The following is a 26,600-nucleotide window of genomic DNA, read 5'->3' as shown; positions in this document are numbered from 1 at the left end:
TGCCTCAGGGGTTGCCGAGCATCTCGCCGGCCAGCTCCGCCAGCGCGCGCAGGCGGTCCAGGCGCCGCATGTCCTGGTGGTAGCCCATCCAGATATCCCGTGATGGCGGGGCCTCACCGAGATCGATGCGGGTCAGGGCCGGCAGCTGATCGCCCAGCAGGCGCGGCAGTACCGCCACCCCCAGGCCCTGCGCGCACATCCGCGCCTGCACGGTGCGGCTGCTGCTGGTGAACACCGTGCGCGCGGCGGGCAGCATGCGCTGGGCCCACATCACATCGGGGTAGTAGGCCTGCGCGGTGTTCATCAGGATCAACTTGCAGCCCGCGCCATCCGGGCCGGGTTCGAAGGGCAGGGCGGCGCTGCTGTACAGGCCGTAGGGCATGGTCATCAGCCGGCGTTGCACGATGTCCGGCTGGTCGAACGGCACGATGCGAAAGGCAATGTCCGCTTCGCGGCGGGTGAGGTCCGACAGCCGCTGCCCGGCCATCACCTCGGGCACCACGGCGGGGTAGCGGCGCACCAGTTCGCTCAGCACCGGTGCCAGCACGTAGCCGGCAAACCAGTCGGCCGAAGAAATGCGCAGGATGCCTTCGGGCTGTTCGTCGCTGCCATCGATGCGCCGGGCGATGGCCAGGGCGCTGCTTTCCATTTCCTCCGCGAGGCTCAGGATGCCGTCGCCGATCGCGGTCGGCACCAGGCCCTCGCTGGTGCGCCGGAAGAACGCCTGGCCGCTGGCCTGCTCCAGTGCCTGCAAACGCCTGCCCACGGTGGGGTGGCTGACGCCCAGGTACTTGGCTGCAGCGCCCAGGGAGCCGGTACGTGCTATCGCCAGGAAAAACCGCAAGTCGTCCCAATCCACCCTGCCACCCCTTACAAAAATGAACGCGCAATGTGCAGCGATGGCAGTCCCGCCAGCGCCTCCCGACTTCCAAACTGCGGCCACGTTCGGCCTGGCGGTGTCGCCAGGCCAATCCCTCGCCGCTCGACAGTGTACGTAGCGGCGCGCTGGCCAGGCCAGGCGCCCGTGTTCGTCCCTGCCGGCACGTGCTGTTTACGGAGGCTATGCCATGACTCTTCCCACTTCGGCCGTCGCCACGGCGCCTCGGCGCTGGCTGGCCTTCGCGGTGCTGCTGGCCGGTGCGTTCCTGCCCCCGCTGGATTTCTTCATCGTCAATGTGGCCTTGCCGTCCATTCGCCAGGGGCTGGGTGCGACGCCCGCCCAGATCGAATGGGTGATCTCGGCCTATGCCGCGACCTATGCGGTTTTCCTGATCTCCGGCGGGCGCCTGGGCGACCTGTTCGGCCGGCGCCGGGTGTTCCTGGCGGGGATGGCCGGCTTCGGGGTGGCTTCGCTGATCTGTGGGCTGGCGGCCTCGCCGCCGGTGCTGATCGTTGGCCGGGTGCTGCAGGGGCTGAGTGCCGCCGCCATGGCGCCGCAGGGGCTGGCGTCCATCCATGCCCTGTTTCCCGAGCAGGAGCGCTCGCGGGCACTGGCGGTCTATGGCGCGGCGCTTGGCTTCGCCGCCGTGCTCGCCCAGGTCCTGGGCGGTGTGCTGATCGCGGCCGATGTGTTCGGGCTGCAGTGGCGGGTGATCTTCCTGATCAACCTGCCCATCGTGGCTGCGGTTTTCCTCGCCGGCATACCCTTCCTGCCGGATACCCGCAGCGCCACGCCGGCCGCGCTGGATCGCCTCGGCGTGCTGCTCTGTGCGCTCACGCTGGGGCTGTTGGTGGTGCCCCTGGTGCAAGGCCGCGAGCTGGGCTGGCCGTGGTGGCTGTGCCTGATGTTGCTGGGCGCGCCCCTGGTTGCCGTGGTGTTCTGGCGCCATGAGGCGGCCCTTCAGCGGCGCGGCGGCACCCCACTGCTCAGCCCCCAGCTGGCCCGGTCGCCGCGCTTGCTGGCGGGGCTGGTCGGCGCGCTGTTCTTCTACGTGGTGGCCGCCTTCTTCCTGTCCTTTTCGGTGTACCTGCAGGACGCCCTCGGCGCCTCACCGGTGGTCACCGGCCTGATGTTCGTGCCCTTCGGCGTCGGCTTCCTGGTCGGGCCGCTGACCACACCCGCCGCCATCCGCCGCTTCGGTCGCTGGGTGCCTGCCCTGGGGATGCTCCTGGAAGCGCTGGGCTGCCTGGTCCTGAGCGCAGCGGTGGGGGCCGCGGCTGCGGGTGAACGGCCCGCCCTGGTGCCGATGATCCTGGGCGTCGGGCTGCTGGGCTTCGGTCAGGGGTGGGCACTGCCGACCCTGATCCGGAGCGTGATCGACCGCGCCCCGGCGGGTGGTTCCGGGATGGTTTCCGGCCTGGTCAACTCCGCGTTGCAAATCAGTGCCGCCCTCGGCGTGGCGGTGCTCGGCGGCTTGTTCTACGCCGTCGCCGCGCCGGCCCACAGCCCGGCCACGGTCGCCCAGGGCTTTATCGCCGCACTGCTGGGCATCGCCCTGTGCCTGAGCCTGTCCGCCGTGCTCGCGCTCTACGCCACGGCGCCCCGTTCGGATTCCCGATAACGTCCATCCAGGCGCCGGCCGAACTCGGGGTTGCCATCGTGCCGCCAGGCTGCGTGGCCAGCCCCGATGTGATCGCCACGCCGGCCGATGCCATCCTGCAGATGCAGGCGCTGGATGGGGTGGATTACCATGGCCTCAGTCCTGAGTACCGTGGTGCCGAGACTGGCTGCGATCCTGGACGCGTCCCTGAAGCACGATGCTGTGGAACGCTTTCAAAAATGCGCATCGGGCAGCACTGCTAACGTCTATGCAGCCCGATCAATCTGTCGAGGCGCCACGTTTGCATCCGGCGCTTGCCAAACACTTCGAGGAACAGCCATGCCCCAGGATTTCGCGCGATTCGAATCGGTCGGCTGCGCAGAGTGTCGCAACCTGGAAGGGTTGGGGTTCGAGTTCACGATGGCGTTCCAGCCGATAGTCAACGTCAGAACCCGCAAGCCCTTCGCTTACGAGGCCCTGGTTCGCGGCGTGAACGGCGAGTCCGCGGCCAGCATCCTGGAGCGGGTCGATGATGCCAACCGGTACCGCTTTGACCAGGCCTGCCGGGTCAAGGCCATCGAGAGGGCGACGGCGCTGGGGCTGCTGGGCATTCCGGACTGCAAGCTCAGCATCAATTTCCTGCCAAAGGCCGTGTACCGGGCCGAGACCTGCATCCGAGCCACCCTGGAGGCGGCCAGGCTGTTCGAGTTCCCGCCGGAGCGGTTGATGTTCGAAGTGACCGAAGGTGAGCGTGTCGACGACCCGCTGCACCTGAAGTCGATTTTCGAGGAGTACGAGCGCCGCGGCTTCACCACATCCATCGACGATTTCGGCTCGGGTTACTCCGGGTTGAACCTACTGGCGATGTTCCAGCCGCAGGTGCTGAAGATCGATATGGCGCTCACCCGGAACATCGATCGGGACCCGGTGAGGGCCGCGATAGTCGAAGGCATCGTGTTGGTCGCCAAACGCCTGAACATCGTGGTCGTGGCCGAGGGCATCGAAACGCGCGAGGAGTGCGATGCGCTGCTCACTCTCGGCATCGAGCTCATGCAAGGCTACCTCTTCGCCCGGCCCGAAATCGCACGGCTGGCACAGGCTGTCTTTCCGCGGGATGCCGAGAACTAGATCGATCGCCACAGCCGCCGCCTGAAGGTTCGGGCGGCGGCTGTGACGGGGCGCTCAGTCCATCGGTAGCGCCTGCCAGCCTGCGGATGTGCGTCGCTCCATTCGCGCGGGATGGCCGTCGATGCGCAGCAGGTGCAGCCAGCCGTGCTGCACCAGGTCGCGCACCACCGCCTGGGTCGCGATGACCCGGTCGATCATGCCCTGCGGCGCCTCGATCACCACGTGCAGGCGCAGCGGACGATGCATCCATTGCCGGCCATCGTGCAGCGACTGGCGGGCCAGGCCGATGCGCAGGTCGCCGCCGTTGCCCTCGAATACGCCGATCTGCCCGCCGACCACGTTGTGCAGCAGCTTGTTGCCGCTACCCAGGCGCAGGTTGTCGGTGGTCGAGGTGAAGTACTGCAGGTTGATCCAGTGCGCTACCACCATGGGCGCGGTCATGATCAGCTCAAGCATCCGGCCGTCCTCGTCCCGCCGCCAGTCATAGTCGTGCAGGAAGGCGCGGCCCTGCAGGTCCACGCCACGGGTGCGCGAACGGGGCGCGGCGATGAACGCGGCATTGTCGGCCAGGCCCCATTCGGGGCGGGTCTGAGCCCAGTCGCGGGCGCGCCGGCGCAGCCGTCCGAGCAGCTTGCCAGGCTGCTCGCGCACCGGGGCCAGCCCCAGTTTGATGGCCCGTTGCCGGCGTACTTCCATGGTGGCGCTGTCCAGCGCCGCGCGCAGGCGCAGCCAGCTGGGCTGCAGGGCCTGCGCAAGCGTCTCGACGCCGAACACCTGCACCTCATCGGTCGTGGTGTTGTGCAGGCCGGCCAGGACATGGCAGTGCGCCGGCAGGTCGAGCCCGCGCTCGCGCAGGCCCTCCCGGACCTCGGTGTCGTTGAGCAGGCTGGCCAGCAGGCGCGCGTTGATCTCGCCGCTCTGGCCACAGCATGCGCCGCAGTCGAGCCCGGCCGCCTGGGGGTTGTTGGCGCTCTGGCTGCCGTGGCCGAGCAGCACCAGCAGCGGAGGCACGGGACCGTCGAGGCCCAGGGCCTTGAGGATGCGCTCGGCCAGCTCGACCTTCTGTTGCAGCGTCACCTCCAGCAAGCGTGGCTCCAGGCATTGCCATTCGACGCGGCGCCAGGCGCTGCGCTCCGACTGGGCTGCGCCGCCGGCCAGGCCGTAGGTCCGGCCCAGCAGCGCGCCGGCGTAGCCCAGGCCCAGGCTCTCGACCAGCGTGAAGGTCGATGCCGGCAGCCGCTCGAACAGGCGCCAGTGCCCCTGGCGCGCCAGGCGGCCCCGGCGTTCCCGCGCCAGTTGCCGGTCCCGGATGGCGTCGCCACTGCCGTCACTGACCTGCAGCTGCGGGGCGAGCAGGCCCGGCAGTTGCGGGCGCGTGGCCCGGGTACCCAGCGGGGTGTAGGCGATCGGCAGTCCGAAGAAGCCGGCGAAGCCGCCGGTTTCCAGCTCCGGGCAGGCGTGTTCGAGCGCGCGTCGCAGCGGTTCGGAGCGTACGTCGATGCAGAAGAACAGCTTGGCCAGCGGTTGCTGCGGCCGTTCGGCGGGTGTGGCCCGGCACAGTGTGTGTTGCAGTCGCTCCTGCCACGCCAGCTCGTCGGCCCGCTGCCACACCTGCAGCGCCTGCCAGGTGGCCGACGGCGGCTGCAGCAGGTGCTCCTGCCAGGCCGAACGCCAACGCCGCCAGCGGCTGTCACCGTCACGCCGACGGTCATCCACCAGCGACTCCCAGGCCGCCCGGATGGCGAGCAGCTCGAGCATCGTCTGGTCGTCTTCGCCCCGCAGATTGGCCTGCCAGCGGCGGTAGGCGCACCAGGACGCCCATCCCAGGGAACGCAGCAGCAGGCAGTCGAACCAGGGTGCCCAGTCGTCCGGCGTCAAGCCGAGCCGCCGCACCGCCGTCTCCAGGGCTGCCTGGGGGTGTTCCGGCAGCTCGACGATGCGCTGGTGCAGGTCGCGACACGCGCTGAGCACGCTCAAGCCCTTGTCTGCCAGCATGCTGCTGTGCCAGGCCTGGTAGAGCCCGCTGCCCTCGCCTGGACGCCAGTCCGCCTGCTCGTGGTCGAACCAGGCGGCGCAGCATTGACCGATCTGCTGGGTGATCAGCACGGGCCAGCCGGGCAGCGGGATGCCCGGCTCGGTCAGGTCCTCCAGAAGCGGCAATCCCGGACCGGGCTCCTCGGCAGCGTCCAGTGCCTGCAGCAGCTGTGCGGTCGTTCCCGCCGCGCCGTGCTCGGCCAGTGCCTGGTGCAGATGGCGCGTGGCGATACCCCCGTCCCGCCACGCCTGGCGATAGTCGGCGGCGCCGAGGGTCAAGCGGATGCCGGCGCGCTGCCAGAGCTGCCTGGCGACGGTCTGCCAGTCCTGGTCGCGCCGTTCCCATAGCGGGCTGACGGCGATCATCCGATCCAGTGGCCAGGTTGGCGCGATCCGGGCGCAGGCCTGGCGAGCGATCTCGTGCAGGGCGTCCGGCTCGAGGCCGGTGATGGGTTCGAGCGCGGTCATGGGCGGTCTCCGTGGGGTGAAAGAGCGTGCTGCGGCGGGCGCACGGGCCACAGGCGGAAGGTCAGGCGGGTGAAGTGCTCGTCCAGGTAGAAGCCGGCGAAGGCCAGGGGGTAGAGGCGTTGCGCCAGGGCGCCGTGGGGACGGGCGAGAATCACGGCCTGCAGTAGATAGAGGCCGAGGAACAGCAGCACGGCCAGCCCGCTCAGCGGCGTCGGCGCTTCGGCGAGCTGCTGGTGGAGGATCCATCCGGCCGCCTGGTGCCAGGCCAGGTACGCGCCCAGCAGCAGGGCGAACATGGCCGACCCATATGCCAGCTGGCCTCGGCGCAGGCACCAGGGCGCCAGGCCGATTGCCAGGAGCGTCAGGGCCACCAGCGGCAGCGCGTAGCCGGGCAACGCCCATGTCCAGAGCCAGTGCAGCACGGCCAGCGTCACGCCCGCCAGCAACAGGGCGAGCACCAGGCTGCCCAACCCGGGCGCGGGCGCCTGTGGGTGCAGCGCGTGGTGGCGGGCCTGGGCCACGGTCTCGCCGGCAGCCAGGAAGGCATGGGCCTTGTACAGCGAGTGGGCCAGCAGGTGCACCAGGGCCAGCTCGTACAGGCCAAGGCCGCACTCCAGGAGCATCAGCCCCATCTGCGCACAGGTCGACCACGCCAGGCGGACCTTGATGCTGATGCGGGTCATCATCACCAGGGCGGCGATCACCGCCGTGAGACCGCCGACCAGCACCAGGAGGCTTTGCGCCGGAGTGGCAGCGGACAGCAGCGGGGCGAAGCGCAGCAGCAGGAATCCCCCCAGGTTGACCAGCCCGGCATGCAGCAGCGCCGAGACCGGTGTCGGCGCCTCCATCACCTGGATCAGCCAACCGTGGACCGGCAGCTGGGCCGACTTGAGGATCACCGCCAGGGCCAGCAGCAGGGCTGCGAGGTGCAGATCCCAGCCGAGCTGGCCGCTTGCCTGGAGGCGTGCGTCGACCGCTTCCAGGATGGCGGCGATCTGGCTGTCACCACTCGCGCGCACCAGCAGCACCGTGGCCAGCAACAGGCAGGCATCGGCCAGCCGGCTGGCGAGGAATTTCTTGTGGGCCACCACGACGGCCTGGGGGCGGTCGCGGTAGAAGGTGAGCAAGGGGTGCAGGCACAGGCTGGACAAGATCCAGGCACCGACCAGCAGGTACAGGTCAGCGCTGGTCACCACCGTCGCCACGGCGGCCAGGGTGCCGAGCAAGGCCAGCACATAACGGCGCTGCCCCGGCTCGCCATCCAGGTAGCGGAGCGAGTAGTCGGTGATCACCATGGCCAGCAGGGCGACCAGGCCGGCCATCGCAAGACCGAGCCGGTCGTTGTCCTGCCCGTCCAGGGCGGCCTGCAGCCAGGCGGCAGCGACGACGGCCAGCCCCAGGTAGCCGGCCGTGCGGGCCGGCCACCAGAGCCGGCGTGGCGAGCCGATGCAGGCCGCCGGCAGCAGGGCCAGGGCGTAGACCCAGGGCAACAGCTGGGCCAGGGAAAGAGACAGGGTGGGCATGGCGCACGCTCCGCGAACACTGGATGGCGCCAGTGTCGGAGAGTGCTTGAACTATTAAAAATAGATTGATAAGAACTGATCGTTCACTTTAGAAGAACGAAAAATGCGCCGACTGAATTTCCATCACCTGCATTACTTCTGGGCCGTGGCCAAGGAAGGCAACCTCACCCGGGCCGCCGACGCGCTGCACGTATCGCAATCGGCCCTCTCCACGCAGATCCGCGTGCTGGAGGAGCAGCTCGGCCATGTCCTGTTCATCCGCTCCGGCCGCAGCCTGCGGCTTACCGAGGCGGGGCAGCTGGTGCTGGACTACGCCGACACCATCTTCGCCCTCGGCAGCGAACTGCAGACCACCCTGCAGAACACCCGGCAGGCCAGCCAGACGCTGCGCATCGGCGCTGTCGCCACCTTGTCGCGGAACTTCCAGGAGAACCTGCTGCGCCCCTTCCTCGGCCGTGAAGGCCTGCGCATCACGCTGGAGTCAGGCAGCGTGGATGAGCTGCTGGAGCGCCTGGCCCTGCACAAGCTGGATGTGGTGCTGACCAACAAGGCGGTCAGCGCCGATAGCCAGCGCACCTGGCAGTGCCGGCTGCTCGATCGCCAGGCCGTGTGTCTGATCGGCCCGCCGCGCGAGGATGCCCACCCCTTCGACCTGCGCCGCGACCTGCAGCAGGCCCGCCTGATCGTGCCCGGCCGCAGCAGCGATGTGCGCAGCCAGTTCGAGGTTTATTGCAACAGCCACGGCGTGCAGCCGGACATCTGCGCGGAGGTCGACGACATGGCCATGCTGCGCCTGCTGGCGCGGGACTCCGGCGATATCGCGTTGCTGCCTGCCGTGGTGGTGCAGGACGAACTGCGCAGCGGCGCGCTGGAGCTGTACGCCGAAGTCCCTGACATCGCCGAACGGTTCTACGCCGTCACCCTGCAGCGCCAGTTCAACCTCAATATCCTCGACGAGATGTTCGGCGGTCCGAGGGCGCACGACGTGAAATGAGGGCGTGGGCTGCGTGCGCGGGCAGTGGCGGAGGAGGAGGGCGCACCTGGGCGGAGGAGGGGCGCTGCGGAGCGCAAGCTGACGGCCGGCGGCCAGGGCCTCAGGTCTAGTTCTGAACGGTTTCTCGTAGCTGGCCGACCGCGCTCACCACCCGCTGCGCCTCTGCGCGGATCTCCAGCATGACCTCTCCGGCCTCTCCTGCCAGGGCGACACCTTTCCTCACTTTTTCCTGGCTGCCCAGCATGCTCGTCACGACGCTCTGGGTCAGGTTCTGGTTCAGCTGCACGACCTCGTTGATTTCCAGGGTCGCCTGGCTGGTCCGCGACGCCAGGTTGCGAACCTCATCCGCCACCACCGCAAAGCCTCGCCCGAGTTCACCTGCCCGTGCAGCCTCGATCGCAGCATTGAGGGCGAGCAGGTTGGTCTGGTCGGCGATGCCCCTGATGACCTGGACGATGCTGCCGATGCGCTCCGATTGGGTGCTGAGCGCGCCGATCTGCTCGGAGACCTGGTCCAGTTCCTCGGAAATGCCGCGAACGACCTGCCTGGTTTCATCCACCGTGGCCGCGCCCTTCACCGAGCTCCCGTCGGTTTTCTGGGCGATCTCATAGGCCAGTTGCGCTGCGGCCGACTCGGCGTTGCGGCGCTCGACCTGCGCGGTGATGTCGCTGGCGAACTTGACGACGCCATAGAGTTTGCCGGCCGCATCATAGAGCGGGTTGTAAGTGGCTCTGAGCCATACGACACGGCCACTCTTGGCGACGCGCTTGAAGACTTCGTGGATGTATTCGCCTTGATTCAAGCGTTGCCAGAAACGGCGGTAATCGTCGCTGTTGACCTCCGCCGGCTCGCAAAACATGCGGTGGTGCTTGCCACGGATTTCTTCGGCTCGATAACCCATGGTGGCCAGGAAGTTTTCGTTGGCTTCCAGCACTTCCCCGTTCAGGTTGAACTCGATCACCGCCATCGAGCGGTCGAGGGCGGTGAGCATGCTGATCTGCTTGTTCTCCGCCTGGATCTGCCGGGTGATATCGGCTGCAATCTTGATGACGCTCACCACCTGGCCCTCGCCGTTGTGGACGGGCATATAGGTGGCTTCGAGCCAGATCTCGCGGCCATCCTTGGTCAGCCGCATGAAACGGTCGCTGAAGCTCTCGCCCTTCGAGAGCCGGTTCCAGAACTGCCGGTACTCCGGGCTGTTCACCAGGCTCGCGGGACAGAACAGCCGGTGGTGCTGGCCTACCACCTCCTCGAGGCGATAACCCACCACGTTCAGGAACGCCTGGTTCGCGTCCAGGATCTCGCCAGCCGGTGTGAAATCGATCATCGCCATGCTGCTGCGTATCGCCGCCAGTTTCTGGTCGATGTTCTGGAAGCGATTCTTGTAGGCCTGCAATTCATTGCGAAGGTGTGAACCGAACATGAGGACCTCGATGCAGCGGCTAAGGGGCAGAGAATTCTTCTTTAAGAATATCGTCCGAAGGCCGTCAAGGGTGAGGGCCGGCGATGAAATTCACCCAAGTGGGTGCAGTCGGCCCGATGGACGCCAGCTGCGCCTGGCGAGCGGTTGCGTTCGGCTATTGCTGGATGTTCGGCTGTCGTTGATGCGCCGTGCAGGGCAGGCAGCGATTAGCGAGGAGGCGTTGCAGTTGCTGCACACGACGGCACCGGTGGTGAAGGAGGTGGCGCGCCAGGCCTGATCGGCGCAGGGTCAGCCGCCGGAGCATGCCATCGAGCCCAGCGAGCATGTGCGCGAGCTGATGGGTGCCGGGATGTTCAGCCGGCCGAGGCGTGCGCGTCGGTAGGTAGCTGCTGCTGCCGCGTGGTCCTTTTCCAGGGGCGGCCCGATAAGCGAATATTGGCGGGACAGGGACGTTTCGGATCCAGGGACCATGACCAGCAAACCTTGCGCCCAGGCATCACGCGCCGAGTACACGCGACGCATGAACCGCGTGCTCAACTACATCGATGCTCATCTCGATCAGCCGTTGGATGGCGAGCGATTGGCCGATATCGCCAATTTCTCGCGCTTCCATTTCCATCGCATTTTCGCCGCGTGGATGGGGGAAACGCTTGGCAGCTATGCGCGTCGGCGTCGGCTCGAGAAGGCGGCCTTTCGTCTGTCCTGCGGCCCCATTGAAACGGTTCTCGAAACCGCGCTGGCCACTGGCTTCAGTTCGGGCGAGGCGTTTGCGCGGGCCTTCAAGCTCAAGTTCGGCTGCACACCGTCGGACTGGCGCAGCCATGCTCCGCAGCGTGTGGCTGCACAGGCGGCCGCCCTCGGCCAGCAGCCTGGCGTACTGAATAGCAATCCTGATCAGGTCCTCGGCAATGGTGGTCAGGCATGCGAGGCTGCGTTCGGGGAGGCTGAAGTCTCTTGTCTATCAACGGAAGAGACCTCCATGGACGTACGTATCATCGATCTACCCCGGGTGCGAGTCGCCTATCAACGCTTGATTGGCCCCTACGGCCCGGCAGTGAGCGCATTCTGGCGCGATACGATTGCGCCCTGGATGCTCTCGAACGGCCTCAGCGGGGAGGCTTGCTACGGCGTGGGTTATGATGATCCCTCGATAACGCCCGCCAGCAAGTGCCGGTATGACGCCTGCGTCGAAGTGCCCGCGCATTTCGTTGCCGGTGGCCAGGCCGATATCAGGACCCTGCCGGGTGGTCGTTATGCCGTCGCGAGCTTCAAGGGGAAGACGGAGAAGCTGGCGGACGCCTGGACGTGGCTGATGTGTGAATGGATGCCCTCGAGCGGCCTGCAATGCGACGACCGTCCATGCTTTGAGAGGTTCTCCGCTGCCACGGCGGTCGACCCTGAAACCGGCGAGTTCAGCTGCGATATCTGTATTCCGGTGCGGGCGCTATAGGCCGGCGAGCGCTCTCACGGCCGCTCCTGTTCAATCTCGTCGTCACTCACCCCTTCACGCCCGGCTGTGGTGGCCAGTGGTGTGAGGGGAGGGCGCACGCGTCGGCATCGGCAGTTCTCTGGCAGCTTCGCCCACAGCGGCTTGGCTACCTGATCATCGAGGCCGGCCAGTAGATGGGAGATGGCGTCGATGTCCTTTGCGTGGAAGCGACGTCGAATCGGTCGTGTAGGTCGTACATGGGGGCGGGCTTTTGTCTGTGAGGGAAGAAAGCCCGTGCGGTAGTGGTGGGATGTTATCGGTCACTGGCCGCCTAGTGCGACAGGTCACTTCTGGCCGATTGCAGCAGGTGACGAAAGGCAGCAATCGGCCAGTAGCGGACGCTGGTGATAGGCCGTATCGACCCAAAGCGGAACGTCAGCTTCGCTGGTACATCGATATAGAGCCTAACTCAAGAGATTTGCCGGATGGTCTGGTCATACTTGTCTTGCAAGTGTGATTCTTTGAAGGCGCCCTTGATTGCCTGGCGCAAAAAAACCTCAAGATCTTTTTGAGTGAGCAACACAACGAGACCTGATTTATTTCTATTTATTATATTAGATATATGTCTGTAGTAGCTGCTTTTAACTTCTTCCCCCCTGAAAGCAATTATCCCGAACCGGCCAAAAGTATCATTGAGGTAGTAATTTATTTGATGAAAGTCGCTAGCAGACAGGTCTTCATAATTCTTGCATTCCCAGACAACCTGGGTTGAACCATACTTGTTCCTTATGACTTCCCAGAACCCATTCGGGGCCCTATTAGAGGCAACCCAGTCACGAACCACACTCCCCTCATGATCGCGTTCGTGAGGCTGCACGTTAGTTAGAGACCTAAAGAAACATAGCTTAATCACATTTCCAACTATCTCCTCAAACTTGGCTGCACCCGCAGTGCCCTTGGGCAATGTTCTCAAATCGTCGAGATTTTCTTGCAGAGCGCCTTTGTATTCATCAAGCTTGAATGTATCAGGGAGATCTTCCAAAACACCCTCACTTTTGAGTGGCGTTTCGTCTCGCAGATCTTTCAAGAGAATCGGCTGCAGATTTAAGGCTTCGTGATAAGTTGGATGTATGTAAAAGGTTGAGCCATGATCAAATGACGGCTTGGCGTTTGAGTCCTTCCCAGACTCTTTATATTCAACATGCTTTTTCCTGCGGATGCCCAAGAAGCCAATACTATATAAGACCTCCACAAAACGGAATGGGGTTGTATAGTCATAAAACCATGAGCTGCAGTATTTGTTAACTGACGCAGTTACCAGTAATTTTTGAATAAAGTCCTCAATAGCAACGAGGGTATATTCATTGCCTAGCCCAAAAAAATATTCCAAAATAAGACTGATATTTGGGTAATTCTCTGCGTACTCATCACCAAGGTCTTTCAATCTACTAGTGCTATACCGCTTTGACGCCACCTCCATGTCAGAGTCTCGTACCTTTTGGTGCCCATGATTTATCGCAGAGTCAATTGCGTAACTGGTAAGCATAAGCACGTCCCGCGGTCGATGCTGACAGAGCCCCATCACTGAACTGATACTGGTCTTGATGTCTTCGGACTCAAAAAAATATTGCCATGCCTCTCCACCGAGTGAAGGCTTGGTAGTAAACGGCTTAATTAATCTTCGCTCTACTAGTTCGGTGAGCTTTTCAGTAGACCAATCAAGAAACACTACAGAAGTTTCTAGTCGAGAAAATTCATTATCTATCGTTCGGATTCTGTCGTATATATTTTCACGAATAAATACATAGGGTTTTATATGCCGAGTCGAGGCTATCAATCTAACAGCGGCATGCATGAGAGCCATCAAACAAATTATTGCAGAGTCCGACCCGTCCCAAGACTCATCTAGCCGATCTATCAGTAAAATATGGCCGGCGGGCCCACTCGTTGTAACTTGATTTATTTCTGATAACAAATTTTTACTGCGGCTAATTTGCCTCAGCCACAATTTATCGTTGTCTTTGGTGTAAGCATCGAAGATCTCCTCTGTGAGATTCAGAACCCTTTGATCGAAATCGCAATCTTCAATAAGGCCTCTCTCCCTTCTTATTGTGTCAGGCGCCTTGTCAAATGACAGGACGTCTTCCTCGACCCAGTTTTTAATTACCTCATCAATTAATGCGCGCTCCATAGAGTGCATTAGCGACTTGAAAGGCCTTTGCCTAGTGTCGCGAAATTGATCTTGCTCAAGAGGCAGTTTAAGCAGGTCAAATATTTGGGGGACAATCCCAATGCTTCTGGTGAACCTTCTTTCCACTTCAAATGTAATTGCTGTTTTCCCCGCACCTCTTCGGCCGACGAAAAAGCAGTTTGAGCTCTCTGGATTTAACGCCGCAAGCGTAGCTGGCGTGCTAACAAAAAGCTCATGATCACTTCGAATGATGTCGTACTCTGCGAATGCCTGACCTAACTTGACCCGTTGCAATGCGTCCTTGGGTAGCTGAATACGTGCCATTACAATTTCCCTTTGATCGTCTGCATGCAGATATGCGCTCAACGAAATACTGGCATAAAGCCAGCGCTGATTTCTAGGTCACCATACGCTCTTGGAAGGAAACGTCACAGCCGCAATGACATGATTCACGCATGGGTCATGGTTGACCCAGAGTTGTTAAGTGTCCGCATGGCCGAACACCGGCAAAGCCCACCGTCCGCTATTGGCCGAAAGCAGACGCTGATGATAGGCAGCTACCGGCCATAAGCAGTCATTCAGCTACAGCTGTCTTTTATGCAAAGCGGGCTTTGCATGATCAGGCCAGGTCTGCAAAGGCGTTTTGGGAAAACCACTCAAGAATGTCGTCACGCTGCTGCTCGGTGTGCGGATGTGCCAGGAGGCCTTCTACGAGAAACGTCGCTGCCGTGGCCAACATCCCGGCTCGCCCTTCACTCACGCCTTGGGTCTTCAGCGCGCGGACCACCGTCGTTTCCAGGATCCTGTGAAATCCCTCATGCCAATCATGAATCACTGCGGATTGGCCAAGTTTGCCGTGAACCGTATTGACCAGCGCTCGGCTTTGTTCGAATTCCTGTAACGCCCAGGCAATCTGGTCCTTCAGGGTTAATCCCATTATCGAGGGCAGCCGCTTTAGGCTGTCCGATAACAGGCGGTTGAGTACCCCAACCAGGAGTTCGTCTTTGCTGCCGTAGTACCAATAGAGGGTATTCGGGGTCACTCCCAACTCTTGGGCAATTCGACCCATGGAAGTGGCGTCGTAGCCACATGTGATGAACAGCCTGGCGGCGGTTTCTTCCAGTTCCCCTCTTTTCACATCCAGATCAATGTCACGCTTGTTCTTGGCCATGCTGCCAACTCCCAATGTCGCCCGGGCCATTCTTGATGTGCATTCAAGAGGGCTAGATTCAAGTCTTGAATGCCATCCAAGATAATCCTGCCTCTGGAGCTGCGCCTTGGAAAAACTGAGACATAACCCTGAAGACCTTACGTGCGAAAGTGAACGTACAGGCTTCTATTCGGAGGGTATCTGGTGCGCAGCCACGCTGCATTGGCCGGCAAGTGCCAGCCAACAAGCCCGGCCGGCCATTCTCATGGTGCACGGATGGGGAGGCATTCAGAACGCACTGACGGTGCCATTCTATGAAGAGTTCACGCGCGCCGGGTATGCGGTCATGACTTTCGACTACCGCAGCTGGGGTGAGAGCGCCGGGCTTCCTCGGCAGACCATTTCGGCTCGCCAGCGCATGCGAGACGCCGATGCAGCGCTCGCCTTCCTGAAATCCCATCCACGCATCGACCCAACCAAGATCGTGGTTTGGGGGTCTTCGTTCGGCGGTGGCCATGCGGTGGAGCTTGCAGCCGATCATCCAGAACTGGCAGGGGTGATCGCTCAGGTCCCCATGCTCGATGGCATGGCTACGGTATTGGGATTGCCTGCCCTCCGCTTGATGAAATTCGCTGTTTACTGTTTGTCCGACCTGATCAAACCCGGGCGGCCAATTTATATTCCGGTTGTCAGCGAACCCGGGGCTTTTTCTTCAATGGACAGGGATGACGCCAACACGGCACTGCAATTGGCCGAGCGCAGCTTGAGGCGCAAGTATGACAATCGTGTCGCTGCGCGCTCCCTGATCACAATGGGTCCCTATCGCCCGCTCAAACGATTGAAGGAGATCCAGATTCCCACTTTATTGCTGGGCGCTACGGAGGACACTGTCGCCCCCTTCGTAGAGCCGGCAATCAGCAAGGTGAAAAACCCTTACATCACCGTGGAAAAGATCAAGGCCAACCATTTCCAGCCTTACTTCGAGCCTTTCTTCAGCGAGGTCATATCCAGGGAACTGGAGTTTCTGAAAGGCCTGCATCACGCGACGCCCCTGGATTCGTAGATACCCTCAAGCCTCAATGAAGACCGCTAAGCCATGTCGGAATCCGCTATTGGCCGATTGCGCTTGCAGCCGGCCCCAGGACCCTCACTCCTTTGGCTCTCATGGCTGCCGACGGTATTGCTCCAGCCTCACGATGGTTCTCCCATAGGCCTTTTCGTATGATGCGCGCACACGAGATCTGGAAGGTTTGGCGTGAAATCACCTAGAGGCGTTTCATCGGGGCAGGGTACGCAGGGCAGTGCCAAATGGGACCTGAGCGAAGCTGTAAACCAGCTTTCGTGGGACGATCTCCGGATCATCAAGACGCTCAGCGAATGCGGCAATCGCGCCGTCACCGCCAAGAAGCTCGGGATCAACGTATCCACCGTCTCACGCCGGGTGGCCCAGCTCGAGAAAACACTGGGGATCGCTCTGTTCGATCACCGCCGCTCGGGTTACATGCTCACCACGGAAGGTGCCGAGTTGCGAGCCCTGGCCGAACGCGTCGAGCTCGATCTCGTCAGCGTCGCCCGGCGCATATCACGTGCGGAGCACGGGCTCCTGGGCAAGCTGCGAATCACCACCAGCGACTCGTTGCTCCTGTACTTCCTCACCCCGATCATTGCCGACTTCAGGGCGGTCAACGAAGGGATAACGATCGAGGTCCTGGTGGGTAACCAAACGCTGAGCCTGGCCCGGGACGAGTCGGACATCGCGGTGAGAGCGACCAAGAAACCCTCGGAAAGCCTGGTGGGGCGAAAACTCGCGACGATCGCCTGGGCACCGTACGGCACCCTCAGAAGCGCGCCTGCCCCTGCGCTTTTCGCCGAAGGCCAGTCGTGGGTGTCATATTCCGGTGGCCTTAGCAGCCTGAAGGCCACCAGCTACGTCGACAACCGAGTGGATGCGCACTGCATCTCCTACCGCACCGACTCCGTCGCCGCAGCGAGCGCGGCAATCGCGGCGGGGCTCGGCCTGGGGTTCCTGCCCTGCATGCTGGGCGATATCACGCCGGGGTTGAGGCGCGTCGGCCCCGTGGTGCCCGAACTCAATGACGAACTCTGGCTGCTCACCCACCAGGACATCCGGAAGTCCTGGCGAGTCAAGGCATTCATGACCTTCTGCGCCGCCGCAGTGGCGAACCAGAAGCCCCTCATCGAGGGGCAACTCGCTCACCCGGCGGAGTAGTTCCGGTCGGTTATCTCGCTTGATCGGCCTGCGCGCCGATAACGGCCTTGCAAGCGATTTCGACCAGTTGCGGACGCTGCGCCAACCGGGACACGCCAATGATATTGCTCGCGCACTGCGGGCGTTCGGTGCCATAGGCAGCCTTGCGAACACTGCCCACCACGGCGAATGCCGCGTCCATGTCCAGTACGTACAGCGTCTCTTCGACTACGTCCTCAAGCGTGGCGCCATAGAGGGCGAGCAGCTTGGCGATGTTGGCATAGGCGGTGCGCATCTGTTCTCCCATCGCGGAGAAATCACGGGGCTTGCCCTTGCCATCCAGCGGTGCAGGGGCAACCAGGTTGCCGTCTTCATCGTGGTTGAACTGGCCGGATACATAGACCTCGTTCCCCACCTGCCGCGCCTGTGGGTAGCCATATCCCTCTTCCCAGGGGACACCCCAGTACGCGGTTTTCTGGCCATCGGGTCGTGAAGCTGCCATTGCATTCTCCTTGCTCGGATCGGACGCCTGGATCGCGTCGGTTCGGTGGGTGGAAGGCGGATGCTAGCAGCGCCAACGCGCACTCGATGGCGCATTTTTGCGCCAGCAAGAGCGCAAAAATGCACAAACGAAGTGCCAGTCGATCGGCTAACTTGGATTCGTGTTCAGGCCGCAGCCGCTCCGAAAGCCTCCTGGATCCCCAGGTGATCACGACGCCAATGCAGCCGCCGAAAACCTCACCAAGACCCTCCACACCATCGACAGGTAACGACAATGAACAATCCGAAAACCGAAGTCCTGACGCCCCAGAACAGCCAACTGATCTTCATCGACCACCAACCCCAGATGGCCTTCGGTGTCCAGAGCATCGACCGGCAAACCCTGAAGAACAACACGGTGGCCCTGGCCAAGGCCGCGAAGATCTTCGACGTGCCCACCACCATCACCACGGTGGAGACCGAGAGCTTCTCCGGCCATACCTACCCCGAGCTGCTCGCAGTGTTTCCCGATGCGCCGCTGCTCGAGCGCACCTCGATGAATTCCTGGGACGACCAGAAGGTCCGTGATGCCTTGAAGAAGAACGGGCGCAAGAAAATCATCGTCGCAGGCCTCTGGACCGAGGTGTGCAACACCACCTTCGCACTCTCGGCCATGCACGATGCCGACTACGAGATCTACATGGTCGCCGACGCTTCCGGCGGCACTACCAAGGAAGCGCACGACTACGCCATGCAGCGCATGATCCAGGCTGGCGTGGTGCCCATGACCTGGCAGCAGGTGCTGCTGGAATGGCAGCGCGACTGGAAGAATCGCGACACTTACGACGCCGTCATGAACCTGGTCAAGGAACACTCCGGCGCATACGGCATGGGCGTCGACTACGCCTACACCATGGTCCACAAGGCGCCTGAGCGCGTTGCGCACGGTCCGACCCTGGCCCCGGTCGCCGCACCCCTCTAAGCCTGGGCGCCCCCGGTTCTCGGGGGCGGCCCTTCCAACCGAAAGATTCAGACGCAAGCCGATACCCTCTCGGTGGTGGGCACGGCTGCGCGCGTTACCAGGAGATAGCGATGAACATGGCCGTGCTCGATCAGGAAACCTACCAACTCGCCATGGCGTTCCAGGCAGCGCTGCAAGACAGTGCGCGGCCCGAACCCCAGTCCCTGCACCAACTGGGCATGCGTCTTTGCCAGCACCTGGTCGTCCGCTACGAGGACCACGTGGCGGACATTCGGGACAGGCTCGCGTTGGCGCCCTGGCAGGAGCGCAAGGCCAAACGGATTCTGGCGTCCACATGCCAGGACAAGCTCTCCATCGCCGAAGTCGCCTCGCAATGCTCCATGTCCAGGAGTCATTTCTCCCGCGCCTTCAAGAAAACCACCGGCATGTCGCCGCAGGAATGGACGCTCAAGTCCCGTATCGAACGTGCCCAGCTCCTGATCGCCGAAGGCTCGATGTCCATGTGCGAAGTCGCCTTCGAGTGCGGATTCTCCGACCAGTCCCATTTCACCCGGACATTTCGCAAGCTGACCGGCATCTCCCCCAAGCGCTGGCAGCGTAGCCAGCAGTCATCGCTTCAGGTTGCGTGAGTTCGATTTCGGGCGAGCAGCGGTAGCGGGCGCAGGTGTAGGGTAGGCATCGGCCGATGGCGGACTGGCAACCACCGCTCGGTAAGGGCTGCAGCCGGCCTGGAGCAATGGGGCGGGTGAACACTTCTTGCTTCGCACCACTACCGTTACGTCAGCACCGGCCACCGATCATGTATTCAGGCAAACTCCCCCGGCGGGTCGGTGGTGACCACATACACCCGCCGATCCTCTCCCTCGCCAATCACCCTGTACTCGAAGGCTTTGCCCTTAGGCACTTGGGAGGGGGCGATGCCGGGCTGGCCGCCTTGGGGTTGGGGAAGTAGATCTTCCACACCTTGCCCGCCTCCAGTGAGATACGAGGCTAACGGGGTAGAACCCATATGAACTGAAGCCGGCCGAGCTGAGTGCTGACTCTATCTTCCAGCTTGGTGATACGGCGCTAGGCCGTGGCCATGGACTCGTCAATCAAAAGCTGAGCTTAAGCGGGTAGAGCCTTGCTACCCCTGACTCACCATGCCTGGATGATTTTCCGCAAGGTAGTGGTCTATGGTTCCCTGAATAGTCAATCAACAACCGTGTTAAAGGTGCGTGGAATGAACGGAGCCATGCAGTATCAAGGCCTCGCGTACGTAACTTTTGAAACCCTCTCTGAGCAGTCACCTGTAGAACTCACCCAGATTGCACTCATTGACCTCGGTAATTCGACTTACGAGCTCCGCTCGAAGCGCCAAGTCACCGCTCGTCGTTTAATCATTACGCCCATCAATCAGAAATCAATCCAGGGCAACATCATCAGTCAGGCGCCTGGAGTTACCACCTTTCGGCGAAGCGTCAACTGATTGCGGCTGTTTGCAAACGTTCCGTGCCATCGATCAGAAACTGACCATGCGGTCTACGCCTCGCTGTTTGTCCTCGCTATCCTGACGTCATCTTATTGGCTCGATTCATGGGCGGAGCTCATTATGAATCTCACTACTGGCGACATCAGCAAGCTCTTCGGAATCTACATGCCAGCCTACAGCTGCGAAGCGTCACGGATGGCGGACGGCAGCGTCACGCTTCAATTCTGCAGCAAGGCCAATCGGGATATCGTCACTATTCCTGGGCTTCCTACAACTCAGTTGGGTTCCGCACCGGCTATCAAGAAGCTGAGCAAATCCTTAAGCGAAGAGTTTGCGGTAGCGATCGCGCGTAAGGGCATTCGTGCGTGAATGTCGAGCGCGGTCCACACGCCTCCGATGAGCTGAGGCGGATAGCGGAAAAGATCGCCCAATGGCGCCCGACCCTGCCACCCGACAGGATAATTGCCCAAGTTCTGGGCAGAGCTGAAGCGGCGGGGTGCGAACCGGAAGCCCTCGCTGAGAAATATCTTGTCCACGCTCGTGACGGGCTTCGCCTACCCTGGGAACGGGAATAGGGCCCAAAGATCCGCTGGTGCCCTGCGTTTGTGCTCCCAGCATCATGTCCATTCTCAATGAAGCAGCCTCAAATGCGCCGGCGACTTGAACCCGGCCACGGGGCACCTTGCCGAGCAGGAACCGCACGCGCTGCAACTTCATTTGGGAACCAGCCCAGTTCTTTCTCCAGAGCGCATCTGATTTCCGTTCGAACAACCCGGGGCGCTGATCGGATATAGAACTCAGCATGACCGCGTATGTCCGCAGGCAGATTGCTCAGGTGATTCACGGCTTCTTCAAGGGTGGGGCACGTCCCATTTTCGCCGTTAAATCGCGGTGGCAGTGCCGTCCAGATCACGCCATCGAGCCTCTTCGAGCGGGCCCAGCGCGATATCTCTTCCGCGAACCGGTACCGATGCCTGTTGTTTGGAATGCTGCCAATACACCTTGGCTGTGATGAAGGGATCTTCTCTCTCTGCCGTAAAAACTCTCTCGCAGCAGCGATAGAGTCCGCTTCAACCAAGGCCCACAACACGCGAGTCATCGGTGCCCCCGGGGAAATGACCGCATCGAGCTCACCGTTGTCCCCTTCGCGTACAAAATCTATTGGGAGATCTGGTCCATCGTGCCTCCAGGCTTCCCTCACGGGGAGTATTCCCGGTTTCCATATCAGCGATCCCCAGCCGAGGCAGGCTATTCTCATCGCCCAGTGTTCTCCTGCATTCCTTGGGGTGGCCGCCGTTCGGTCACTGCCACCCCAAGCGGTAACCCACGGTTGGTCCTTAAGGCTTGCTCGTACCCGTTTTTGAACGGATCTCCTCTGTTTCCTTTTCCATTTTCTTAACTGATGTGGGCGTGATCACTTTGTCCACTGTCTCGGTCGCAGGATCGGGGGTCTCAAGTTTGCCGGCCCCTCTCTTCGACCCCTGTTGAGTTTCCTGCGAGCTTTCGGGAACGGGAGTTTTATCGTGGTCTGGGTTGTTCATGATTTTCTCCTCGATGGCTATGCAAGCTTCAATGGACGTTGGGCTCTGCCGATACCTGGACGACGAGGTCAACCTTTGCTCTCGCGGGGATCAGACTTCCGCGGATAGGTCCGCTCTTCTTCGAGGGTGCCATCGGCCCGGTGGACCTTTACCGACGCTTCCTTTCCAGCGAAGTGCATCGGTATCAGCAAAAGCATCTCGTCTTTGGTAGCTGCCTTCTTGAGTGACTTCGTGCTGCCTTCCTCATGCAGAACCCACTCGTTGTCTTTGGGTACCAAGTGATAATTTTTCATCAGCCAACCCTCTTCTTGAGACCGATGCGCTCGCGCATCTCTTTGGTAATGACTTGCTTCGTTTTTGGGTAGCCCGCCCAAGGGTCGTCGCTCCCCAGTTCGGTCAGTCGCTCGTGCAGGTTGTGGATGTTCCAGGCGTTCGCACCTTTGAGCTCTGCGACTTCCTCTCGGAAGATCGGAACCGATACGGGTAAGCCTTCACGGGTGCGCGCCGAGTAGGCGCCGATAGTCGTGGCACCCTGGCTGTTGCGCAGGTAGTCGATGAAGATCCGGCCGATCCGGTTCTTGGGGCCGGAAACAGCAGAGAAGCGATCCGGCAGTAGCTTGGCCATGTGCTTGACGATGGCGTGGCTGAACTCTTTCACCTCGTCCCAACTGGCCTTTGGCGCCAGCGGCACCACTATGTGGATACCCTTGCCGCCACTGGTTTTCAGGTAGGAGGCCAGACCCAGCTCATCCAGAATGGTGAGCGTCAGTTGGGTCGCCTCAACCATGCGTTTCCAGGGCAGCGCAGGATCGGGGTCTAGATCCAGCACAAAGCGGTTCGGTCGCTCGAGATCTGCAGATGTTGCGTTCCAGGTGTGAAACTCGACCGTGCTCATCTGCACGGCGCCCACCAGCGCTTCGACTCGATTGATCAGCATCACTGGTTGTCCCGAGTACTCCTTGCCCATGGTCTCGATTCCGGGAATAGCCAGGCGCTCGGCGTTTTTCTGGAAGAACAGCTCGCCAGCGATTCCCTCAGGGGCCCGAACCAGCGCAACGGGGCGATCTTTCAGATGGGGGTGTGTGAGCATCCACCGCGACACCCACGCGTAGTATTCGGCGAGCTGCATCTTCGTCGATCCGCTGGTGGCATCGATGACGCGCTCTGGGTGAGTGATACGAATCTGCTTTGCAGAAGGTGAAGGCTCTTCCCCGACACTCTTCTTCGTCCGTGGCTTCTTGGGAACAGGCTTCTCAACCTCAGCGGCTGGCTTCGCGCGCTCTTCAGTGATCGCCTTGGCGGGTTTGTCGTTACGCAACCCATGGAACACCGCGTGGCGAACGATTCCGTCCTTGGTGATCTCCGCGTACGCGACCTCGGCAAGTAGCTCCGGCTTGAGCCAATGGACACCTTTCGCTTCGAAGCCGGTCGGCGGGTTCACCAATGCCGTCTTTTTGATTTCCAGCGATTTGAGCTGCGAGAAGATTGAGTTCAGCGTTGATTCGTTGAATCCGGTACCGACCTTCCCGGCAAACCTAAGCTCGCCACTATCAGCGTCGTGCAAACCGAGCAACAACGCGCCGAACGCGCTTCGCGACCCCTTCGGCTCGGTATACCCAACGACCACGAATTCCTGACGGTGCTTACACTTGAGCTTGATCCAGGTACTGCTTCGCCGAGAAACATACGGGCTTCCGGCCAGCTTCCCGATAAGGCCTTCGAGGTGCATCTGGCAGGCGCTGTTGAGCATCGTTTCAGCTGACTCAGCGAAGTCCTCGGAATAGCGAAGAACCTCATCCTCACTGCGCTCCATGACCTGCGCCAGGGCAGAGCGACGTTGCTCCAAGGGGACGTCTCGTAGATCCATGCCATTGAGGTACGGCATGTCGAAGGCATAGAAGACGATGTTGCCGCTACTGCCCGAATCGAAGGCATTCTGGAGTGCCTGGAAATCAGGCACACCGTCTTCGTTCGCGACGATGACCTCGCCATCCAGCCAGGCCGATTCCAAACCGAGACTGGCAAGTGCCTCGGCCTGGCGGGGCATCTTGGACGTCCAATCATGCCCATTGCGGGTGAACAGCCTGACGGCCCCGTCATCGATCCGAGCCATGATCCGGTAGCCGTCGAACTTGATCTCATAGAGCCAATCGCCTTCCGGTACTGATTCAACCAACGTGGCCAGCTGGGGCTTGAGGGTTTCCGGTAGCGGAGCTGTGCGGGCGCCTTTCAGGGTGACGCTCTTGTTTTTCGTCGTCCTGCTCGACACAGTCTTGGCGGGTTTTGGTTCGGCCACCTTGCCGCTGCGCTTCTTCGGCACGATGGTACGGTCGCTCAACACGCTGTCGGGGAGGGCTTTTACGATGTCATAGTCGGAAGCAGGCCGAGCTGCCGCATCGTTGGACTTGATAAGAAACCACTGCTCCTGCTTCCCCTCGATATGGGTGCGAACGAGGTTCCAGGTACCGCTTAGCTTTTCGCCTTCGAGTTCGAACTTGAGCTTCCCTTTTCGGTAGCCCTCGGCTGGATCCCCAATCGGAATCCACACCCCTCTATCCCAGACGATGACATCGCCAGCTCCGTAGTGGCCTTCGGGAATGTTGCCTTCGAAGGTGGCGTAGTCGAGCGGGTGATCTTCCACATGAACTGCAAGCCTTCGCGACTTAGGATCGAGGCTCGGCCCCTTCGGGACCGCCCAGCTCTTGAGCGTGCCATCCAACTCCAAGCGGAAGTCGTAATGAAGGCGGGTTGCATCGTGCTTCTGGATGCAAAACTGCAGGGCATGGGCAGCAGGCGAGCGACGTTTCCTCGCATTTGAATTTCCCGATGGCTCGGGCGTAGCTGTGAAGTCGCGCTTACGGTTGTACTCGTCCAATCGCTTGGTCATGAGCAGGCTCGTACAGGTAGCCAGGAGCGGCGCATGCGCCGCGTCGATAGGGCTAGCTGTTATCCGCCGCCCTTAGAAGAGGACGAGGTATGGATCATGTTCGTTCCGGAGCGAAGACAAACGGCAACTCCTGACCGAAAGCAGCCACACCCGGACAGTCCACACTCCCATTACTTCGCATCCGACCCAGGCAATCTTTCGAGAACCCCTTCGCCCAGGATGAGGCTGGCGTCACCCTCCGGCACGGCCGCTTTCAACTCGTTCTCTGCCTGCCATTCGAGGCGGCCGCCTCGCAGGGTGGCCGTGCCTCTTGTGGCCGCCCCATTCCTGCCGCTGGTGACATGAAGAATGGCTTCCGATCCCGCAGCCACGCCTTTGACTTCCCCACCTTCGTTGACCCGACCGCAGTCGAGCGTGGCGAAGTAGTGGGTGCCGGTTATGGCGTTGCCCTGTTGGACCAGGTCGAAGCCTGTGCCGCCGCATTCGGCCTTTGCTTCTTTCTGTTCCGCTGTGCGCAGGTCCAGGTACCAGTGCCCGGTGAAGGAGGGCTCCGGGCCGCACAGGGCGGGGAGGGCGGTGAGAAGCAGCAGCGCTGCGATTGGGATTTTCAGGCGATGGGCAAGTCGGTGCGTGGGCTGGCGGCGTGGTGGGGTGGATTCGGGGCTGTGCCGCATGACGATCCTTGTTGGTGGGGATCTTTTGGAGGGAGTTAATTTCAGGAGCATCCAGTTGCTCCCTTTCGTGGCCAAATGGGTCGTAAATACCGTGGTCCCTTTCCGAGTGGCAGCTAACAATGGCTCGGTGATCTATCAGACAGGGAGCCTTCGCCTTGCATGTCGCCACTTTCTCTATTGGGTTCTATCAATTCGTACCTGTGCGGCTGCCCGGTGAGTCACTCCGCGCCACCCTCGGTAAGAAAAAGGAAGAGAACGTCGTGGGGTCGAGCCAGCGTCGCTAAGGAACATCAAGCTCCTGGCGCAGTTGCTCAAGAAGTTTTTCTACATTCAGGTTCGGATCGGCCAGTAGATAGCTCTTGGCCAGAACTGTAAGAGGATGCACCCCCATGTTCTCCGCCAGTTCTACCAGCTTGATCACTGTGGGGCTTTTGATGCCGCGCTCTACATCACTGACGTAGCTCTGGCTTGCTCCTACCGTTTCCTGTGAAAGCTCTTTGCTGATTCTCAATTCCTTGATGGCCTGCCCGAGTGCTTGCTTCAGTTCCATCCCGCCTACTCGCAAAAAGGAACGATGAAGCCCTCCGTTCGGCCATTAATCTATACTCAAAGGAGTATGTTTGGTCGAGTGAGATTTGCTCTTACATTCTCCCTCTCTCGTGGTTTGGTATGGAGGCTCCCGGCCAATGCACAGCGACCTGAAAACATGGACCCAGGACATCACCACCGTCCTCACCCAACCCCCGGGCCAACCCCAGCTGCAGGCTTTGGCAGACTGGCTGCAGCGCACCGTCCCGGTCGATTATTTCGCGCTGTTCCTCTTCGAAGGCAGCGATGCGCCCTTGCCGCTGTTCCACACCTTGCCCGCCGAGCTGCAGGCCACTTTCATCGACGACTACCGTGGCGGCGCGTACCTGTTCGATCCGTTCTTCCTCGCCTGCACCTTCGAGCGGCCGGATGGCCTCTACAGCATGCGCACGCTGGCGCCGGGGAGCTTTCGGGACAACCACTACTTCCAGCTCTACTACCGCCGCCTTGAGCTGAGCGAGGAGCTGGGCTTCTTCACCACGCCGGCACCGGGGTGTCGCGCGGTGTTGTCGTTGATGCGCGGGCAGGGCGGGGCGGCGTTCAGCGAGGAGGAGCTGGAGCTCCTGGGCATCGCGGCGCCGGTGGTGCAGGAGGTGGTGCGCCTGGCCTGTGAGGCGCGGGGCCAGCCGCCGGTGGATGCGCTGCAGCCCAGCGACCATGTGCGCGAGGTGTTCAGCCTGTTTGCGCGGGAGCTGCTGACGCCGCGCGAGTGCAAGGTGGTGCAGCTGCTGTTGCAGGGCTATTCCAGCAGCGAGATCGCCCAGCAGCTGCGCATCACCCGGGGCACGGTGAAGGTCCACCGGCGCAACCTCTACGACAAGCTGGAGATCGGCACCCAGGCGGAGCTGTTCGGATTGTTCGTGCGTGAGCTGATGGGCGCGCGGATGTTCAGCCGGCCGAGGCGTGTGCGCAGGTGATCGCCTGCGGCTGGAGCTGTCGGAGGGGCAA

The 26,600-nt window shown here is 61.6% G+C and carries 23 protein-coding genes and 2 pseudogenes; 11 read left to right on the top strand and 14 right to left on the bottom strand.

Annotation, left to right across the window (positions count from 1 at the left end; translation table 11 throughout):
- Positions 1–4: 4 nt before the first annotated feature.
- The gene (locus HSX14_RS17290) at positions 5–859 is read right to left on the bottom strand and encodes a LysR family transcriptional regulator (RefSeq protein ID WP_173179595.1); all 855 of its coding nucleotides are present in this window, start codon (positions 857–859) and stop codon (positions 5–7) included.
- A gap of 208 nt (positions 860–1,067) precedes the next feature.
- On the opposite strand from HSX14_RS17290, the gene HSX14_RS17285 reads away from it, so the two are divergent.
- A complete protein-coding gene (locus HSX14_RS17285; RefSeq protein ID WP_173179597.1) occupies positions 1,068–2,501 on the top strand; it encodes an MFS transporter in 1,434 nt (477 codons plus the stop codon).
- On the opposite strand, the gene HSX14_RS17280 is transcribed toward HSX14_RS17285, so the two are convergent.
- Positions 2,468–2,632 (bottom strand): hypothetical protein, encoded by a 165-nt coding sequence (locus HSX14_RS17280; protein ID WP_173179599.1) that lies wholly within the window; start codon positions 2,630–2,632, stop codon positions 2,468–2,470. The genes HSX14_RS17285 and HSX14_RS17280 overlap by 34 nt on opposite strands.
- Before the next feature lie 187 nt (positions 2,633–2,819).
- Here HSX14_RS17280 and HSX14_RS17275 point away from each other — a divergent pair, with 187 nt between their 5' ends.
- On the top strand, positions 2,820–3,608 hold the full coding sequence (locus HSX14_RS17275; RefSeq protein ID WP_173179601.1) for an EAL domain-containing protein: 789 nt from the start codon (positions 2,820–2,822) through the stop codon (positions 3,606–3,608).
- A 54-nt stretch (positions 3,609–3,662) separates the two neighbouring features.
- Here the strand turns inward: HSX14_RS17275 and HSX14_RS17270 are convergent, their stop codons facing one another.
- Both HSX14_RS17270 and HSX14_RS17265 read right to left on the bottom strand, forming a co-directional pair.
- Positions 3,663–6,110 (bottom strand): YbcC family protein, encoded by a 2,448-nt coding sequence (locus HSX14_RS17270; RefSeq protein ID WP_173179603.1) that lies wholly within the window; start codon positions 6,108–6,110, stop codon positions 3,663–3,665.
- Positions 6,107–7,633 carry an NADH-quinone oxidoreductase subunit L gene (locus HSX14_RS17265; protein WP_173179605.1) on the bottom strand — a complete coding sequence of 509 codons (1,527 nt, stop codon included), beginning with the start codon at positions 7,631–7,633 and terminating at the stop codon, positions 6,107–6,109. The genes HSX14_RS17270 and HSX14_RS17265 overlap by 4 nt, the downstream gene beginning before the upstream one ends.
- A 103-nt stretch (positions 7,634–7,736) precedes the next feature.
- Between HSX14_RS17265 and HSX14_RS17260 the strand changes: the two genes are divergently transcribed.
- Positions 7,737–8,627 (top strand): LysR family transcriptional regulator, encoded by an 891-nt coding sequence (locus HSX14_RS17260; protein ID WP_173179607.1) that lies wholly within the window; start codon positions 7,737–7,739, stop codon positions 8,625–8,627.
- Between the two features lie 106 nt (positions 8,628–8,733).
- Here the strand turns inward: HSX14_RS17260 and HSX14_RS31665 are convergent.
- Both HSX14_RS31665 and HSX14_RS31660 read right to left on the bottom strand, forming a co-directional pair.
- A pseudogene (locus HSX14_RS31665) lies at positions 8,734–9,102 on the bottom strand (methyl-accepting chemotaxis protein); the annotation flags it as partial.
- A 222-nt stretch (positions 9,103–9,324) separates the two neighbouring features.
- Positions 9,325–9,954 (bottom strand): annotated as a pseudogene (locus HSX14_RS31660) (PAS domain-containing protein); the annotation flags it as partial.
- A 565-nt stretch (positions 9,955–10,519) separates the two neighbouring features.
- On the opposite strand from HSX14_RS31660, the gene HSX14_RS17250 reads away from it, so the two are divergent.
- Positions 10,520–11,500, top strand: coding sequence for an AraC family transcriptional regulator (locus HSX14_RS17250; protein WP_175384270.1), 981 nt, complete (start codon positions 10,520–10,522; stop codon positions 11,498–11,500).
- A 448-nt stretch (positions 11,501–11,948) separates the two neighbouring features.
- Here the strand turns inward: HSX14_RS17250 and HSX14_RS17245 are convergent, their stop codons facing one another.
- Both HSX14_RS17245 and HSX14_RS17240 read right to left on the bottom strand, forming a co-directional pair.
- The gene (locus HSX14_RS17245) at positions 11,949–13,994 is read right to left on the bottom strand and encodes a P-loop ATPase, Sll1717 family (protein ID WP_173180376.1); all 2,046 of its coding nucleotides are present in this window, start codon (positions 13,992–13,994) and stop codon (positions 11,949–11,951) included.
- A gap of 295 nt (positions 13,995–14,289) precedes the next feature.
- The gene (locus tag HSX14_RS17240) at positions 14,290–14,841 is read right to left on the bottom strand and encodes a TetR/AcrR family transcriptional regulator (protein ID WP_173180375.1); all 552 of its coding nucleotides are present in this window, start codon (positions 14,839–14,841) and stop codon (positions 14,290–14,292) included.
- A gap of 106 nt (positions 14,842–14,947) precedes the next feature.
- On the opposite strand from HSX14_RS17240, the gene HSX14_RS17235 reads away from it, so the two are divergent.
- Together HSX14_RS17235 and HSX14_RS17230 are read left to right on the top strand one after the other, a co-directional pair.
- Positions 14,948–15,883, top strand: a complete 936-nt coding sequence (locus tag HSX14_RS17235; RefSeq protein ID WP_173180374.1) for an alpha/beta hydrolase — start codon at positions 14,948–14,950, stop codon at positions 15,881–15,883.
- 192 nt (positions 15,884–16,075) lie between these two features.
- On the top strand, positions 16,076–17,050 hold the full coding sequence (locus tag HSX14_RS17230; RefSeq protein ID WP_228723454.1) for a LysR family transcriptional regulator: 975 nt from the start codon (positions 16,076–16,078) through the stop codon (positions 17,048–17,050).
- A gap of 10 nt (positions 17,051–17,060) precedes the next feature.
- Here the strand turns inward: HSX14_RS17230 and HSX14_RS17225 are convergent, their stop codons facing one another.
- Positions 17,061–17,531 (bottom strand): Rid family hydrolase, encoded by a 471-nt coding sequence (locus HSX14_RS17225; protein ID WP_173180373.1) that lies wholly within the window; start codon positions 17,529–17,531, stop codon positions 17,061–17,063.
- Between the two features lie 273 nt (positions 17,532–17,804).
- On the opposite strand from HSX14_RS17225, the gene HSX14_RS17220 reads away from it, so the two are divergent.
- The 4 genes from HSX14_RS17220 (at position 17,805) to HSX14_RS17205 (ending at position 20,331) form a co-directional block, all read left to right on the top strand.
- Positions 17,805–18,491, top strand: a complete 687-nt coding sequence (locus tag HSX14_RS17220) for a hydrolase (protein ID WP_111260280.1) — start codon at positions 17,805–17,807, stop codon at positions 18,489–18,491.
- 110 nt (positions 18,492–18,601) lie between these two features.
- The gene (locus tag HSX14_RS17215) at positions 18,602–19,120 is read left to right on the top strand and encodes a helix-turn-helix domain-containing protein (protein ID WP_173180372.1); all 519 of its coding nucleotides are present in this window, start codon (positions 18,602–18,604) and stop codon (positions 19,118–19,120) included.
- 593 nt (positions 19,121–19,713) lie between these two features.
- Positions 19,714–19,959, top strand: coding sequence for a hypothetical protein (locus HSX14_RS17210; RefSeq protein ID WP_173180371.1), 246 nt, complete (start codon positions 19,714–19,716; stop codon positions 19,957–19,959).
- Positions 19,960–20,082: 123 nt separating this feature from the next.
- The gene (locus HSX14_RS17205) at positions 20,083–20,331 is read left to right on the top strand and encodes a DUF1652 domain-containing protein (protein ID WP_173180370.1); all 249 of its coding nucleotides are present in this window, start codon (positions 20,083–20,085) and stop codon (positions 20,329–20,331) included.
- Between the two features lie 968 nt (positions 20,332–21,299).
- Here HSX14_RS17205 and HSX14_RS17200 read toward each other — a convergent pair.
- The 5 genes from HSX14_RS17200 to HSX14_RS17180 all read right to left on the bottom strand — a co-directional run bounded on the left by HSX14_RS17200 (position 21,300) and on the right by HSX14_RS17180 (position 25,614).
- Positions 21,300–21,503: a hypothetical protein gene (locus HSX14_RS17200; protein ID WP_175384269.1), complete on the bottom strand. Its 204-nt coding sequence runs from the start codon at positions 21,501–21,503 to the stop codon at positions 21,300–21,302.
- 68 nt (positions 21,504–21,571) lie between these two features.
- On the bottom strand, positions 21,572–21,796 hold the full coding sequence (locus tag HSX14_RS17195) for a DUF2188 domain-containing protein (RefSeq protein WP_173180460.1): 225 nt from the start codon (positions 21,794–21,796) through the stop codon (positions 21,572–21,574).
- A complete protein-coding gene (gene ligD, locus HSX14_RS17190) occupies positions 21,796–24,390 on the bottom strand; it encodes a DNA ligase D (protein WP_175384268.1) in 2,595 nt (864 codons plus the stop codon). Before ligD ends, HSX14_RS17195 begins: the two co-directional genes overlap by 1 nt.
- A gap of 170 nt (positions 24,391–24,560) precedes the next feature.
- Positions 24,561–25,115, bottom strand: coding sequence for a hypothetical protein (locus tag HSX14_RS17185; protein WP_173180453.1), 555 nt, complete (start codon positions 25,113–25,115; stop codon positions 24,561–24,563).
- Positions 25,116–25,344: 229 nt separating this feature from the next.
- On the bottom strand, positions 25,345–25,614 hold the full coding sequence (locus HSX14_RS17180; RefSeq protein ID WP_173180452.1) for a helix-turn-helix domain-containing protein: 270 nt from the start codon (positions 25,612–25,614) through the stop codon (positions 25,345–25,347).
- A 136-nt stretch (positions 25,615–25,750) separates the two neighbouring features.
- Between HSX14_RS17180 and HSX14_RS17175 the strand changes: the two genes are divergently transcribed.
- On the top strand, positions 25,751–26,569 hold the full coding sequence (locus tag HSX14_RS17175; protein WP_175384267.1) for a helix-turn-helix transcriptional regulator: 819 nt from the start codon (positions 25,751–25,753) through the stop codon (positions 26,567–26,569).
- Positions 26,570–26,600 lie beyond the last annotated feature (31 nt).

This window comes from Pseudomonas tohonis, from assembly GCF_012767755.2.
GTDB classification, from domain to species: Bacteria; Pseudomonadota; Gammaproteobacteria; order Pseudomonadales; family Pseudomonadaceae; genus Metapseudomonas; species Metapseudomonas tohonis.
Note: the sequence above shows the minus strand (reverse complement) of the source record. Positions and strands in the feature narration are given on the sequence as shown.